The following is a 14,612-nucleotide window of genomic DNA, read 5'->3' as shown; positions in this document are numbered from 1 at the left end:
TGCCATAAAAATTCTTGAGTTGTATAAATTGAGACTGGCTCCGATTAAGGCAGTCGAGATATTCGGCGTTTGGCGAGGGTAGTTGGATCGGCGGTGATGTTTGCGGCGTAACCCTTGGTGTTGCTGGCGGTTGGTCAGTGTGCCGCAGGGAAGAGGGGGGAGTTTTCGCCGCGGGATGTTGGGCCGCGTGCTACAGGGTCGGCGCCGTTATTCTGTGAGATGACGGGCGCTATTGGATCGAATGTAGAGGGGGAAATAGCATTATGGATGTGTTATTTGTAACACCTGACTCTTCTGCCAAGGCCTATCAAGGCCTGGCTGATATCTACTCTGCAATAGAACCACCGACATGGTCTCTGCTTCTGGCGCAATCGTGTCGTAGTCAGGGCTTTGAGGCAGCGATTCTTGATTGCGACGCAGAAAGGTTGACCCTGGAGCAGTCGGTTCTACGGATAGAAGAGCATCAGGCGCGACTGGTTGTCTTCGTCGTCTATGGACAAAATCCAAACTCCGGCACCACCAGCATGATTGGGGCTTTGGAACTTGCAAAAGCCCTTAAGGAGCAGTCTTCATTATTCAAGATTTGCTTTGTCGGCTCCCACGTTAGTGCACTACCCCGAGAGGTCCTGGCTCACACCTGTATTGATATTGTTTTGCTCAACGAGGGGGTTTATGCATTGCACGCCCTGCTCAGAAGCAACTTGGGCGATGATCTCCCTTCCATCAAGGGGATAGGTTACAAGCAGCCGGGACCGGCGAATTTTTCCATGCCGATGCTCAATGCCCCCGAACGGTTGGTGCCGCAGGAGCGCATGGACATCGATATGCCTGGTTATGCTTGGGATCTCTTGCCCTACAAACAGCGGCCACTGGATCTGTACCGGGCCCACTTTTGGCACGCCGGGTTCGATCACGGCAATCGCACACCGTTTGCAGCAATCTATACCTCCTTGGGCTGCAATTTTGCCTGCAATTTCTGCATGATCAATATTCTTAACCGGACTGACAACTCTGATGATGTAGACGCCGCGAGCTTTCGTGGCATGAGATTCTGGAGCCCGGCCTGGGTGATGCGGGAGATGGAGAAGCTGGCCCGGCTGGGTGTGCGCACGCTCCGAATCAGCGATGAAATGTTCTTCCTCAATCGCAAGTTCTATCAGCCGATTCTGGATCAGGTCATCGAACGCGATTTCAATTTTAATATGTGGACCTACTCTCGGGTCGATACCGTTCGTCGCGACGCGTTGGAACGTTTCAAAAAAGCGGGAGTCAACTGGCTGGCACTGGGTGTCGAAGCAGGCAATCAAATGGTTCGCCAGGAAGTTTCAAAAGGTTCATTCAAGGAAGTTAATATACGCGACGTTTGTGATGGGATTCGGAGCAGTGGAATCAATGTCATCAGTAACTTTATTTTTGGGTTTCCCGAAGATACGCTGGAGACGATGCAGGAAACGCTGGATCTGGCCATTGAGCTGAATTGCGAAATGACCAATATGTATCCGTGTCAAGCATTGCCAGGAAGTCCGATGAATCGAATGGCTCGCGAAAAAGGTTGGTCGTTACCCTCCAGCTATGAGGGTTATGCGTTCTTGTCCTATGAGTGCGAGCCCTTGCCAACGAAATATCTATCGGCCGCGCAGGTGCTGAAATTTCGAGATGAGGCGTGGCAGCGTTATTTTACGAATCCGTTGTATCTGGGGCTTGTTCAGGAAAAGTTCGGCCTTGCACAACGCCAGAATATTGAGGATATGACGCGTATAAAGTTGAAGCGCAAACTGCTGGGGGATTAACCTATGATTGTCACGCGCACGCCTTATCGTATCTCTTTTTTTGGCGGTGGTACCGATTATCCGGGTTGGTTTCGTGAAGAGGGTGGAGTGGTTATTTCTACCTCGATCGACAAGTATTGTTATATCAACTGTCGGCATTTGCCTCCTTTTTTCGATCACAAGTATCGGATCGTTTATTCGGCGATCGAAAACGTGATGGATCCTAATGAGATTCAGCATCCCGCGGTGCGTGAGGTGCTCCGCTACATGGCCTGTGATCGGGGGCTGGAGATACACCATGATGGTGATTTACCTGCGCGCTCGGGGCTGGGCTCTAGCTCGTCGTTTACCGTAGGGCTTTTACACGCGATGAAAGCACTTAACGGCGAACAGATTTCCCAGAATTCCCTGGCGAAGTTGGCAATACACATCGAGCAGGATCTGATTAAGGAAAGTGTCGGCTCGCAGGATCAGATCGCTGCGGCTTATGGCGGCTTCAATCGTATCGACTTTCATCATGATGGCGGTTTCAATGTTGCGCCGATCATCTTGCCCGAGGAGCGCCTGCAGTCTTTGCAAGATCATTTGATGTTGTTTTTTACCGGGTTTTCCCGCATCGCATCGGAAATTGCACAGAGTCAAATCAAGAACATATCGTCGCGGCACCGTGAACTGACGCAGATCATGCAAATGGCGGATGAAGCGCTGTCGGTTCTTCAGGCCCCAGGGACACTGGATGACTTCGGTGCCCTGCTTCATGAAGGATGGTGCCTGAAAAAAAGCTTGTCGAACCGGATCAGTAATCCTGATCTCGACCATATCTACACTATCGCCAGGTCGGCGGGAGCCACGGGTGGTAAGTTGCTGGGTGCCGGGGGCGGAGGTTTTATGCTGTTTTTCGTCAAGCCCGAATTGCAACGGCAGGTCATTGAGTGTTTGAAAGACCTGGTGCATGTACCGTTCCAGTTTGAGAACTCCGGAAGTCGTGTGGTCCTTTATCAGCCGAATGGATTCTAAGCATGTCGCCTTTTTTTTCCGAAGGTTCAGGGATATTTATCGCCGGGCACCGCGGATTGGTTGGCTCGGCATTTGTCAGGCACTTTACCGCAGCGGGTTTTACCAACCTGATTCTGCGTGAGCACGATGAACTGGAGCTGAGGGACAAGCGGGCAGTTGACGCATTTTTCGCCGATCAGCGACCAGAGGTAGTGATTCTCGCGGCGGGCAAGGTCGGGGGGATTGTCGAAAATCTCACCTATCCAACTGATTTTATTACAAATAATCTTGAAATTCAGACCAATGTCATACAGAGCGCTCATCATTACGGTGTGCAGCGTCTGTTGTTTTTCGGCTCGTCCTGCATGTATCCGCGGGAGACGACTCAGCCAATGGCTGAGGAGGCGTTACTCAGCGGAAAGCCGGAGGTGACCAGCATCGCCTATGCCATCGCGAAATTGGCGGGTGTGCACATGTGCCTGGCGTACAACCGGCAATATGGCGAGCAGCGCTTTATTCCAGTAATTCCCAATAGTGTTTATGGGCCTAACGATAATTTTGATCCTCAATCCGGGCATGTACTTTCGGCATTAATCAATCGTTTCGACCGTGCGCTTCGATCCGCTGATCAAGTGATCACTCTTTGGGGCAGTGGCGCGCCACGGCGCGAATTCCTTTATGCAGACGATTTGGCCGCTGCCGGCCATTTACTTTTGGATACGGATCTCTCGTCTACCGAACTGCCCATCAATATTGGCACAGGGTATGACCTGCCGATCAGCGAATTGGCTCGACTGATTGCCGATATTGTCGGCTACCGTGGTGAAGTTCGCTGGGATAGCGAACGGCCTGACGGCACCTTGCGAAAGTTGCTCGATAGTTCACGGATGCGGGCCCTTGGCTGGCAGCCGGGTATATCCCTTGAAACGGGTATTCGCCAAACGTATGCGTCCTTTCTGGAGAGTGAGAATTTCCATGCATGATATTGAACCTGCTCTCAGTGGGCAGTTACTGGAAAAAGCACGCTGGGTTTGGCGAGAAACCTTGAAGATTCACCAGCGGGCGCCGGAGACGCGAGTGGCTTCATCGTTGTCGCCGATCGAGATTTTCGTGACGCTCTACTATGGCGGTTTTTTGCGGCAAAACCCGGCCGATCCACGTTGGCCGGGACGAGACCGTTGCATCATCAGCAAAGGCCACGGCTCACTCTGTATGTACCCGATCCTGGCCGATCTCGGCTATTTTCCGGCGGCTGAACTGGAGCGCGTGTGTCTGGCGGGAAGCTTTCTGGGAGGTATTCCGGACCCGGTGATACCGGGTTACGAAACGATTAACGGCTCGCTGGGGCATGGCGTGGGCGTGGGCGCGGGCATGGCGTTGGCGTTAAAAAGGCGCGGGCTGGATCAGCGAGTCTATGTTGTCACCGGGGATGGCGAGTTGCATGAGGGCTCTAATTGGGAAGCCTTCATGTTTTGCGCACAACACCGTCTGGATAACCTCACCGTGCTCGTCGACAACAACCAGATCAGCATGCTTGGCCACACTGACGATATTGTTTCCCACCGTGATTTGAGTGCCAAGCTCACTGCATTCGGATGGGCGACTCAGGTGGTGGCCGATGGTCATTCTCCACAGGCTATTGCCAATGCATTGAATGTCAGTCGCGCCAGTGATGAGGGGAAACCGCAGGTCATTATCGTCAATACTCGCAAGGGCCATAGGGTGCCAGGTCTGGAAAACGCACCGTTGTCACACATTACCCCGATAGCGGCGCAGTTGATGGATCAATTGCTGGGAGTCGAACAATGAGTGTTATGCCGCCGCCGTTAAAACCACGCGCCATGCGTGACACGCTGCTCTCGTCAATCCTCGAAGCCATGGAGAGCGATGATGTGTTCTTCGTCACCGCCGATTTTGGTTCGCCGGTGCTTGATCTCATTCGCGAGCGTTACCCGCACCGGTTCGTCAATGTCGGCATCGCCGAGCAGAACCTGATCAACGTATCGGCCGGCTTGGCCCTTGAGGGGTTCAAGGTCTTCGCTTATGCAATCGCGCCCTTTATCACGATGCGTTGTTTTGAGCAGATCCGGGTCAACTTGGCCTTGCTGTCCATGGTTCGTCCGCTCAACGTCAGTCTGATCGGGGTGGGAGCCGGTTACAGCTATGTGGTCTCAGGCCCAACCCATCAGTGTTATGAGGACATTACGCTGATGCGCAGCCTGCCGAACATGCAGGTGTTCTCTCCCGCCGATCAAGTGACGTCCGGCCTGTTAGCTGCCGAGTGTCTGGCGCGACCGGGTATCAAATACCTACGTCTGGACGCCCAAGTCCTTCCGCTGATTTACAGCCACAACCCGCCTGACCTTAAACGCGGTTTTCATGAGCATGGCGAAGGCCGGGAGCTTTGCCTGGTGTCAACGGGCTATATGACACAAACCGCGCTTAAAGTGGCCGACAGCCTTGCTGAGCAGGGGTTGAAGGTGAACGTTGTGGATCTGTTCGATCTTAGCGGGTTCGATGAAGAGGCACTGGTCTCCCGGCTTCGGGATGCTCGCGGGGTCGTCTCGCTGGAAGAGGGCTTTCAGGGGATTGGTGGACTGGACGCTTTGTTGTTCAACCTGCTGTCCCGACGTGTGCCAGGAAAGCCATTCTTGAATATTGGCGTGGCGCCGCAGTATCGATTCGAGCTGGGCAACCGTGAAACCCTGCACGAGCAGGTGGGTATCGGTAGCCATGCGGTTATCCAGAAAGCCCTCGATTTTCACCGTTCATTTTGATCCCTATTTCATGACTACATGTGCAATGGAGCAGTCGTCGACTATGAAATACCCCTTAATGCGTAACAACATCTTGCGGGAAGATTTGGATGCGGTGATTGAGCATCTGCGTCAGGACGATCCCAAGTTGACTCATGGTGAGAACGTGAGAGCTTTTGAGGGGGAGTGGTCGCAATGGCTGGGGGTCAAGTACAGCGTTTTCGTAAACTCCGGGGCCTCGGCAAACCTGCTGACCATGGCGTTGCTCAAGCTCCGCCACCCCGAAGGGGGGGAAGTCATCGTGCCCTCTCTGACCTGGGTATCCGATATCGCGAGCGTTCTGCAAAACGGTTTCACGCCAGTATTCACTGATATTGATCCGCGTACCCTTTCGATGGCGCCGGAAGAGATCTTGAGCAAGTTGAACGAGCGGACTCGAGCAGTATTTCTGACTCATGTGCAAGGTTTTGACGGTATCGACGATGAGGTCATGCAGGTATTGGAGCGGCGAGGCATTCCGTTGATCGAGGATGTGTGCGAATCCCACGGCGCTGAGCATAATGGGCGGCGCCTGGGCAGCCTGGGATGGGTTTCCAATTTCTCGTTCTACTATGCCCACCACATGAGCACCATCGAAGGCGGGATGATTTGCACCAATGATCCGCTGGTTTATCAACAAGCCCGGATGTTGCGTTCCCACGGTATGGTAAGGGAGTCCGACGATCCCGCGTTTCGGACCCGGTACCAGGAGGCCAACCCTGAGCTCAATCCGGATTTCATTTTCGCCTTCCCTGCATTCAACACGCGAAATACGGAGATCGGTGGGATTCTGGGGCGTAAGCAACTAAAACGCTTATCGGCCAACGTCGAGCGCCGTACAGCGAACCTGCATCGTTTCCTCAAGGGGATTGATCCGCAGAAGTACCGCACCGACTTCAAGCTGGAAGGCTCGAGCAACTATGCGTTCAATCTGATCCTGCGCGAGCCGGATGAGGCGCAGGCGCAGCGGCTTATGGCGCATATGAAGGAAGGTGGGATCGAGTTTCGTCGGGGCAGCGCCGGCGGCGGCAATCAACTGCGCCAGCCTTACCTCAAGGGTATTGTGCCGCCGGATTACTACCGTGAGTTTCCCGAAACGGAGCACATCCATTTCTACGGGTTCTACATCGGCAACTTTCCGGATCTGCGAGATGAGGAAATCGATGAACTTTGCCGCTTCCTGAATGGTGTGTAAGCCATGACCGTGACTACGGCGATCATACTGGCCGGAGGCTTGGGGACTCGCTTGCGCAGCGTCGTGTCTGATGTGCCCAAGCCGATGGCTCCGGTCAACGGTCGGCCCTTTCTCGAATCTTTGATGGACTACTGGATCGCTCAGGGTATTCGTCGTTTCGTCCTCTCGGTGGGCTACCAATGCGACGTCATTACCGAGCACTTCGGCAGTTCCTATCGTTGTGCCGAGGTGGAGTACGCGGTTGAGTACGAACGCCTGGGTACCGGCGGTGGTTTGCTGCTGGCGGCCTCTCGGTTGATCGACGAAGAGGCCTTTCTGGTCCTTAACGGCGATACCTTCTTTGCCGTCGAACTTGCGGCACTGGACCGGTTCGCCCGGCAAACAGTCGCGGACTGGACTTTGTCCCTTTTTCGCGCGGGTGAGGCGAACCGTTACATGGGCCTTGAGCTGAACCAGGCGCAGCAGATTATCTCGCTGGCATCACAGCGCGGGCTACCGGGCTGTCTTGCCAATGGTGGCGTCTATTGGGTACGCCGAAGCAGTTTGACAAACCTGCCGTTCGTCGTGGGCGAGGTTTTATCGCTGGAGGATGAGCTTCTACCGACCTTGCTTGACCGTGGGGTCCCGCTGTCGGGCTTCGCGGCTGACGGGACGTTTATCGACATCGGTATTCCTGACGATTACCACCGCGCGGCCCTTGTACTGGCGAGCATTGAAGGGTGAGTCATAAATGACTGGGGGCGGGGCATTTTTGTATTGACATCATTTTATACACTTGAAAAAGGTAGCAGACGATGAGCCACAACATTCTCGTGACCGGCGGCGCTGGCTATTTGGGGTCTACCCTTGTGCCTGCATTGCTGGAAGCTGGGCATAAAGTAACAGTGCTTGATAACTTTCTGTTCAAGCAGGCAAGCTTGAATCATGTGTGCCATGCACCCAATTTCAACGTGGTAAAGGGCGATATTCGCCTTGAAAGTGTGATGAGGCCGCTGTTGAGCAAGGCTGATGTGGTCATCCCTCTGGCGGCGTTGGTAGGGGCGCCCATGTGTATTGCCGATCCAGTGGGGGCATCGAGCGTCAATCACGATGCGATCGAGATGATGCTGCGCCTGATGTCACCTGAGCAGGTTGTGCTCATGCCCACCACGAACAGTGCTTATGGAACGGGAGATGCCAACAACTTTTGCAGTGAAGAGTCGCCCCTGCGGCCGATTTCGCAGTATGCCAAGGAAAAGGTCGAAGTCGAAAAGTTACTGATGCAACGGGACAATGTGATCAGCTTTCGCCTGGCGACAGTTTTTGGCATGTCGCCAAGGATGCGCACGGATCTTCTGGTCAACGATTTCACTTATCGTGCCGTCCATGATCGCTTTGTCGTATTGTTCGAGAGCTCATTCAAGCGCAACTATATTCATGTGCGCGATGTGGCTCGGGTATTCCTGCATGGTTTGGAACATTTCTCTTCAATGAAAGGTGAAATTTACAACGTCGGTCTATCGGATGCGAACATTTCCAAGCGTGAGTTGTGTGAGCGTATTCAAGCGCATATTCTGGACTTCGTATTCCTCGAGGCGCCAGTGGGCAAGGACCAGGACCAGCGCAATTATGTGGTTTCCAATGCCAAGCTGGAAGCGACGGGCTACCGGCCTTCCATGTCGCTGGATGATGGCATCAAGGACTTGATCAAGGGCTTCACCATGATCAAGAACATGGTCTACGGCAACATCTGACCGTGCTGATGCACAAGCCCATAAAAGGATCGTCGTTTGGCTAGTCAACTTTCGGCGCGGCAGCTATTGCGCAATGTCTTTCGGCATCGCGCCTTGATTCAAGCGCTGGCTATGCGTGATTTGCAGAGTCGCTATGTCGGAACCCTCGGAGGGATGTTGTGGGCGTTTGCCCACCCCCTCGCGGTGGTGGCGGTATTTTATTTCGTCTTCGCGGTCGGTTTCCGTTCCCAGGGACCGGTCAATACCCCCTTCATCCTGTGGTTTGTCTGCGGCCTGGTACCTTGGTTCTTTTTCAGCGATGCCTTGCACGCCATAACCCATTCGGTCACCCGCAATAGTCATCTGGTCAAGAAAACGGTTTTCCCCACGGAGATCCTTCCGGTGGTCCATCTGGTGTCGGGCCTGATTCCTCACGGTGTGTTTCTACTGGTACTCGCGGGCTTAATGCTGTTCTACAACGTCCCCCTGTTTCCGGAGCGCCTGCTATTTGTCTATTTCCTATTCTGCACAGGTGTTCTGTTGCTGGGGCTGGGATGGCTGCTTGCGGCGCTGCAGGTGTTCTATCGGGACATTGGCCAAGCCCTGACGATTTTGCTCAATTTGTGGTTTTGGAGCACCCCGATTGTCTGGTCCGCGGAAATCATGCCGCCAGTCATCGCTAAATGGATGGTCTATAACCCCATGTACTACATCGTCCAGGGATATCGCGAGGCGCTGATTTTTCAAACGGTTTCCTTGCCGGCATTGGATCAGACGCTGGTTTTCTGGGGGGGGAGCCTCTTTCTGTTGTTTCTGGGGTCTTTTATCTTTCGTCGGCTGAAGCCGGAATTCGCGGATGTCCTTTAATCGCCATGCCAAACGATATCGTAATCGCCGTGAAGAGTGTCTCCAAGAAGTTCAGGCTGTTCTCGTCGCCTCGTGAGCGTCTGATCGAAGGGCTTCACCCTTTGCGCAAGCAATACCACAAAGAGTTCTGGGCATTGCATGACGTTTCTTTCGAGGTGAGCAAGGGCGAGTTCATCGGCGTATTGGGCCGCAATGGTTCTGGCAAGTCGACGTTGTTGCAGATTATCTGTGAGGTGATGCAGGCAACTACCGGCAGCGTCTGGGTGAACGGTAAGGTTTCTGCGCTACTCGAGTTGGGGGCGGGCTTCAATCCAGAGTTTACCGGGCGGGAGAACGTGATTCTCAATGGCTCGATCATGGGCTTCAGCCGAGCCAAGATGGAGGCGAAGATGCCCGAAATCGAAGCGTTTGCCGAGATCGGCGAACACTTCGACCAGCCGGTGAAGACCTACTCGTCCGGTATGTTCGTACGAGTCGCTTTTGCGGCGGCGATTCACGTAGAACCGGAAATCCTGATCGTCGATGAGGCACTGAGTGTTGGCGATGCGAGGTTTCAGCACCGCTGCTTCCAACGTATTCGTGAGTTTGTCGAGCAGGGCAAGACGATCCTGTTTGTTTCTCACAGCGCCGATACCCTGCTGCGTCTTTGCCAACGTGGACTGGTGATCGAGAATGGTCGCGTGTGCTATGACGGTCCGATTGTCGCCGCGGTCAACCACTATCAAAATCTTTTATCTGGCACGGACGCGCCGAAGGACGTGTCGGACAAACCAGGCCAGGTCGTGTCAGGTGAAGTGGAGCGATCGCGGTTGCTGACCAATGGGCAAGCCGATGTGGTCTGTGACAGGCCTTTCTACAACGCTCACGAAACGCGACTGGGCAGTGGTGAAGTTCAGATAATCGATGTTGAGGTACTGGTCGATGGACGTAGGGATCCACCGACGATTCCCTCGGGCCAGACGGTGGAACTATTAGTCAAGTTGCTTTTCCATAAGAAACTGGATGGCGTGTCCGCGGGGTTTGCCATCGTGTCGCTCGATGGGACCTATGTGTTCGGGACCAACCTGCTGATGCGCGGCGACCCGCTGCTATCGGCGGACGCTGGAGAGTGTCTGGTCGTCAGGTTTTCCTTGTATGCCGGGCTGGTGGGCGCTGAATACTTTCTGGATATTGGCTGCACTCAGGTAACGCCTGAGGAAGACCGTTTCCTGGACGTACGACGTTCGCTGACCTGGCTGAAATTCGCCGATACCCCGGGTATCACCGGTTTCGCCGATCTACAGGTCAAATATGACGTCTTGTCGGTGTCTGGCCTTCAGGAGAGCCGCTCATGAGGTACAAGCGCTATGGAGGACACACATCGTGAGTGAGTTGGCCGTGGCTGTTGCTTGGAATCAGAGTCATTACATTCCATGGCGTGGATTTCATCCGTTGTATAGCGGGCTATTCGACCGAGCACCTGTTGGGGTTGCTATCAATGCCTGGGACAACGTGGCCTTGCAAGATCAGCTTGCCAGCTCTGCCGATGTTCGCCGGTGGTTGCTGTCGGGGCTGGCAAAGCAGGCCGATCATCAGGTCATGTCTGACATACGCGGTTTTGAGCCTGAAAACCGTCAGCTGACGCAGAAGTTGCCTGGCGATATAGAGCTTTTTCACTCGGTGCCATTCCCTAGTCTGACTCGACCCTTTTTGCTGCATTTCGAGTCTTTGCGCTCTTTGTTCTCGCCGTGGGTTGTGTCGCAAGACGCTGTCGAGGAGAAGTTGCCCCTCATTCGTGAGCATTATCGCCGTTTGCTGGGAGGGCCTTTGTGCCTGGGAGTGTTTTCCCACCAACCCGATGCTCTTGACGCCTTGAGTGACTTTCTCGAGGCTTCGGAGATTGAGCCTCGGCTATTCACTACGCCCATCGGACTGCCTGTGCCGATGCGGCAGGATTGGAAGACGCTTCCCGAGAAACCAGCGCTCAGCCATCCCAGGTTTCTCTTTGTGGTCACGCCGGATCACGAGACCGATTTTTTCACCTGTGGTGGGCATCGTGTACTGCGCTTTTGGAAAGACTTCTGCGCGGCTGGCCATCGCGCCACGCTCAGTATGGCCTGTGAGCGCCCCACACCGGAGGCGCTCGATGCGGCGGGTGTCGATCACGCATTCGTCGAGCGCGAGACGGGGCGTAGCATTTTATGGGCGACCTCTTCCAGTGCCCAAGTCGAGGCCTTGATGGCCGGCTCGCATATCTTCCTGCAGCCAGCGGATGTGTTATGCACGGTCGATATTCTCAGGGCGATGAGCTTGGGCTGCGTACCTGTAATTGCCGCGGTTCAGGGCAGCAATACGTTACTGCAGGACAATGTACACGGGGTGACGGTGGGTACCGAGTCCGTTGCTGCACAGCCCTGGAAGATACCTGTGCGGACAGATCGTGAGGACGAGCTGATTGGCGAGGAGCTGCTGCTGCGTATCCCCGAATTGCTCTCGTCGCAGCGGTACTTCGTATTGCAGCGTGGTGCTCACCAGCGAGCCATGACGGATTTCACTGTGGAGGCGTTTGCCGATACCTTCTGGACTCGTGTGCTCCAGCTTTACGCCGAGCACAAGACACCGGCACGGCCTGTCTTGGTTCCTCCGATACCGTTAAAGCAATGTCTGCTTGACGCGGTGGGATTACGCCGGGCCTTTGGCAGCAGCGCCCGCCCGGCACTATGGATCAATACCGGGTTGTACAGTGTCTGGTCCCAGGGGGCGTGTTTCGTACTTCTGGAAGGTTGCCCGGTCATGGCAACCCGGGATTGGTCGGTACTGACTCAATATCGGCAGCCACAGGGCCGGCCGATTGTATTTGCAAACAGTCTGCCCGAACTGATGGGCGGGTACCTGCCGCAGCCAGGGAAAGCTCGACAGCCTGAGCCCTCGCGGATGGTGAGGATAATCTCAAGTTTGCTGCTGCCGTTCCCACGTCTGCACAGCCGTTGTTCACGATGGTTGCGTCAATACCGGGGCTTGCGAAAGGTTCTGTCAGCTTCGAGCGTGAACCCGGCGGAGGCTGCATTTGCTGCCGACGGGGGGCATGAGTCGGAGCTGCAGCTGGTGGTTGAAGGGTTTCATGGTTTCAACATCATTCTTTACAAAGAGTGTTTTCATGCCGTTTTACAGAGTGATGGAGCGTTGACGGCCGAGAGATTGGACAATGGCTGTTATAAAAAATCCTACTCGGATGGGAACCTGCAGGTCGTCAAGCAGTCGGTCATTGCCGGTTTGGCTGGAGCGGGTTCAGCACGGGACCCGGACACGACAATACGAAAGGGAAATGCATGATGCAATTCCATACCCGGCCGCCCGTTCACCTGTGGGTCTATAACCATTCGTACTTTGGTATCAGCGATCAGGTCGATTTTCTAATCCTTGCACTTCAGCAGCAGGGGTATCCGGTTAGCGTCGGCAAGCACCCCAGTGAAGAGTGTTTGAATATAGTGATCGAGAATTTTTCCGAGCCATCACGTGACACCCTCATTGATTTTTGCACGCGCCACAACAAACGGGTCGCGGTGATCATGACCGAACATCTTGACTTTGTGGATGACAAGATTTTTATCCATGGCGACCCGCTCTGGAATAACAACGATTATATGCACCCCAGCGTGCAGGTAGCCCGTATCCAGCATTTGTTCGAGTGTTTACCCTATATTTGCAGTTTCCTGATACTGGGTGATCTTCCCGCATTGGTTAATATGGATAAGATGCTGCCAGGTGTTCCCGTACGAACGATCAGCTTTCCAAGGCTTGCGTTAGTCGAGCCACTCTCGGAGACCGGGGTGTTCGAAAGCGATCTGCTGTTTACCGGCGTTATCACGGACTATCGCGCTAAGCTGTTGGATCGGCTGCAGGAACAAGGTTTTTCTGTCGCCAGTCCTCGACGGTTTGTCTCCCATGAGCAGCGCGATACATTGAACCGTTCGACCCGGCTGGTGCTCAATCTTCCCCAGCGCCTGGAGTGGCGTTGGCTTTCGCTGATGCGCATCATTGCGGCCCTGCGGGTCGGCAGGGTGACCGTTTCCCTGGGGACGGCAGACACGTCGCAGATCGCCGCTTGCTGCCCCCAGATTGACCTGGAACGGCCCGATTGGCTTGAGGTACTGCGAGATTACGTCGAAGGCGCTGGAGTATTGTATGAACGAATGCATGCGGGATATCAGGCCATGGCCGAAAAATTCGCGCTGGAGCGGCCGTTTCCGCACGATCTATTCGCCTATTGGCAAATGACTGATCGCCTGAGTTGTTCGCCGGTAGCTCTGAATAAGGGGTCATAAATGGAAACTGAACTGTCCGCAGTCAAAAGCAGCGCAGGGCCTATCGTGCAGAGCGCTTCTGGATCCAGTGATCCGTTGCAAGGTCAGGCATTGATATCTCTGCTGCTACCGACCCGGGGGCGACCTGAGTTGGTCGCACGTTTTTTTGACAGCGTAGTGAGCACGGCAGATAGCCTTCACGCCGTCGAGGTCATCCTCTATGTCGACGAGGATGATCCGGGAAGTCACCATCTGGATGGCGGATCATTGCGTACGGTGCGCATTATCGGTCCCAACCGATCCATGGGGGCTTACAACACCGAATGCTATAAGGCATCGCGTGGGCAGATCATTGTGTTGGTCAATGATGACATGGTCATGCGGACCGCAGGCTGGGACCGGGAGTTACGGGCTATGGACAGTCGTTTCACTGACCGGATCTACTTGGGCTATTGCAACGATCTGCTAAAAAAAGGTGGCTTGGCAACCTTTCCTATTCTGTCACGCAGCACCTGCGAGTTACTGATTGACCCTTATCCGACGGCTTATGCGGGTGCTTTTATAGATTTTCATCTGTTCGATATTTTCAAGCGTCTTCAACACCAGGGCTTTGACCGGATTATCTATCTGCACGATGTGGTTTTCGAGCACCTGCACTATCGCACCGGCAAGGCGGCCTATGACGAAACGTACAGTAAACGTGGGCGTTTCCAGGATGATTCGATATTCATCAGATTGAGCGATAACCGGCGCCATGCGGCCCGGCGCTTGACTCAGGCACTTCGGGGGGAGTCAGTGGCTACAGCGTTGCTCCCGGAAGCGATGGGCGAGGCTCCGTCGACGGAGCGGGGAGCTTTGTTTTTTTATTTCAAAAAGATTTTTCTCGACTCGCAACTTCCACTTCGTTGGCGTAGCTATCTTTGGATCTGGTTCACGCTTCGTCACTCTGCCGCCCATGGTCTATTGAAGCCTTTTGTCAAAGGCTGAGGTGACGT

General features: G+C 54.4%; 13 protein-coding genes. All 13 read left to right on the top strand.

The features are described 5' to 3' along the window. Positions 1-263 precede the first annotated feature (263 nt). The 13 genes from AC07VG_RS27850 (at position 264) to AC07VG_RS27790 (ending at position 14,604) form a co-directional block, all read left to right on the top strand. Positions 264-1,790: a B12-binding domain-containing radical SAM protein gene (locus AC07VG_RS27850; RefSeq protein WP_495003162.1), complete on the top strand. Its 1,527-nt coding sequence runs from the start codon at positions 264-266 to the stop codon at positions 1,788-1,790. Between the two features lie 3 nt (positions 1,791-1,793). After that, positions 1,794-2,786, top strand: coding sequence for a GHMP family kinase ATP-binding protein (locus AC07VG_RS27845; RefSeq protein ID WP_495003163.1), 993 nt, complete (start codon positions 1,794-1,796; stop codon positions 2,784-2,786). Between the two features lie 2 nt (positions 2,787-2,788). Then, positions 2,789-3,748 (top strand): GDP-L-fucose synthase family protein, encoded by a 960-nt coding sequence (locus AC07VG_RS27840; protein ID WP_495003164.1) that lies wholly within the window; start codon positions 2,789-2,791, stop codon positions 3,746-3,748. Then, positions 3,741-4,574, top strand: a complete 834-nt coding sequence (locus AC07VG_RS27835) for a transketolase (RefSeq protein WP_495003165.1) — start codon at positions 3,741-3,743, stop codon at positions 4,572-4,574. Before AC07VG_RS27840 ends, AC07VG_RS27835 begins: the two co-directional genes overlap by 8 nt. Continuing rightward, complete coding sequence (locus AC07VG_RS27830; RefSeq protein WP_495022252.1) at positions 4,571-5,542, top strand: transketolase family protein; 972 nt, start codon at positions 4,571-4,573, stop codon at positions 5,540-5,542. Before AC07VG_RS27835 ends, AC07VG_RS27830 begins: the two co-directional genes overlap by 4 nt. A 58-nt stretch (positions 5,543-5,600) precedes the next feature. Further along, positions 5,601-6,755: a DegT/DnrJ/EryC1/StrS family aminotransferase gene (locus AC07VG_RS27825; RefSeq protein ID WP_495003167.1), complete on the top strand. Its 1,155-nt coding sequence runs from the start codon at positions 5,601-5,603 to the stop codon at positions 6,753-6,755. A gap of 3 nt (positions 6,756-6,758) precedes the next feature. Further along, entirely contained in the window at positions 6,759-7,478 is a 720-nt protein-coding gene (locus AC07VG_RS27820; protein WP_495003168.1) for a sugar phosphate nucleotidyltransferase, read from the top strand. Positions 7,479-7,549: 71 nt separating this feature from the next. Next, on the top strand, positions 7,550-8,488 hold the full coding sequence (locus tag AC07VG_RS27815) for an NAD-dependent epimerase/dehydratase family protein (RefSeq protein WP_495003169.1): 939 nt from the start codon (positions 7,550-7,552) through the stop codon (positions 8,486-8,488). Positions 8,489-8,524: 36 nt separating this feature from the next. Continuing rightward, positions 8,525-9,334 carry an ABC transporter permease gene (locus AC07VG_RS27810; RefSeq protein WP_495003170.1) on the top strand — a complete coding sequence of 270 codons (810 nt, stop codon included), beginning with the start codon at positions 8,525-8,527 and terminating at the stop codon, positions 9,332-9,334. A 5-nt stretch (positions 9,335-9,339) separates the two neighbouring features. Next, the gene (locus AC07VG_RS27805; protein WP_495003171.1) at positions 9,340-10,668 is read left to right on the top strand and encodes an ABC transporter ATP-binding protein; all 1,329 of its coding nucleotides are present in this window, start codon (positions 9,340-9,342) and stop codon (positions 10,666-10,668) included. A 28-nt stretch (positions 10,669-10,696) separates the two neighbouring features. Beyond that, positions 10,697-12,646 (top strand): glycosyltransferase, encoded by a 1,950-nt coding sequence (locus AC07VG_RS27800; protein WP_495003172.1) that lies wholly within the window; start codon positions 10,697-10,699, stop codon positions 12,644-12,646. Next, on the top strand, positions 12,646-13,638 hold the full coding sequence (locus AC07VG_RS27795) for a hypothetical protein (protein WP_495022251.1): 993 nt from the start codon (positions 12,646-12,648) through the stop codon (positions 13,636-13,638). The genes AC07VG_RS27800 and AC07VG_RS27795 overlap by 1 nt, the downstream gene beginning before the upstream one ends. Then, positions 13,639-14,604 carry a glycosyltransferase family 2 protein gene (locus AC07VG_RS27790; protein WP_495003174.1) on the top strand — a complete coding sequence of 322 codons (966 nt, stop codon included), beginning with the start codon at positions 13,639-13,641 and terminating at the stop codon, positions 14,602-14,604. Positions 14,605-14,612: the final 8 nt, after the last annotated feature.

It is taken from the genome of Pseudomonas sp. GW821-FHT03C07 (assembly GCF_059420925.1).
This window is presented reverse-complemented; position numbering and strand designations above follow the sequence as displayed.

What these genes read in the sequence shown, in the direction of transcription:
- AC07VG_RS27845 (WP_495003163.1), top strand. Translation starts at nt 1,794, where the DNA reads ATGATTGTCACGCGCACGCCTTATCGTATCTCTTTTTTTGGCGGTGGT.
- AC07VG_RS27850 (WP_495003162.1), top strand. Translation starts at nt 264, where the DNA reads ATGGATGTGTTATTTGTAACACCTGACTCTTCTGCCAAGGCCTATCAA.
- AC07VG_RS27815 (WP_495003169.1), top strand. Translation starts at nt 7,550, where the DNA reads ATGAGCCACAACATTCTCGTGACCGGCGGCGCTGGCTATTTGGGGTCT.
- AC07VG_RS27825 (WP_495003167.1), top strand. Translation starts at nt 5,601, where the DNA reads ATGCGTAACAACATCTTGCGGGAAGATTTGGATGCGGTGATTGAGCAT.
- AC07VG_RS27820 (WP_495003168.1), top strand. Translation starts at nt 6,759, where the DNA reads ATGACCGTGACTACGGCGATCATACTGGCCGGAGGCTTGGGGACTCGC.
- AC07VG_RS27835 (WP_495003165.1), top strand. Translation starts at nt 3,741, where the DNA reads ATGCATGATATTGAACCTGCTCTCAGTGGGCAGTTACTGGAAAAAGCA.
- AC07VG_RS27830 (WP_495022252.1), top strand. Translation starts at nt 4,571, where the DNA reads ATGAGTGTTATGCCGCCGCCGTTAAAACCACGCGCCATGCGTGACACG.
- AC07VG_RS27790 (WP_495003174.1), top strand. Translation starts at nt 13,639, where the DNA reads ATGGAAACTGAACTGTCCGCAGTCAAAAGCAGCGCAGGGCCTATCGTG.
- AC07VG_RS27805 (WP_495003171.1), top strand. Translation starts at nt 9,340, where the DNA reads ATGCCAAACGATATCGTAATCGCCGTGAAGAGTGTCTCCAAGAAGTTC.
- AC07VG_RS27840 (WP_495003164.1), top strand. Translation starts at nt 2,789, where the DNA reads ATGTCGCCTTTTTTTTCCGAAGGTTCAGGGATATTTATCGCCGGGCAC.
- AC07VG_RS27795 (WP_495022251.1), top strand. Translation starts at nt 12,646, where the DNA reads ATGCAATTCCATACCCGGCCGCCCGTTCACCTGTGGGTCTATAACCAT.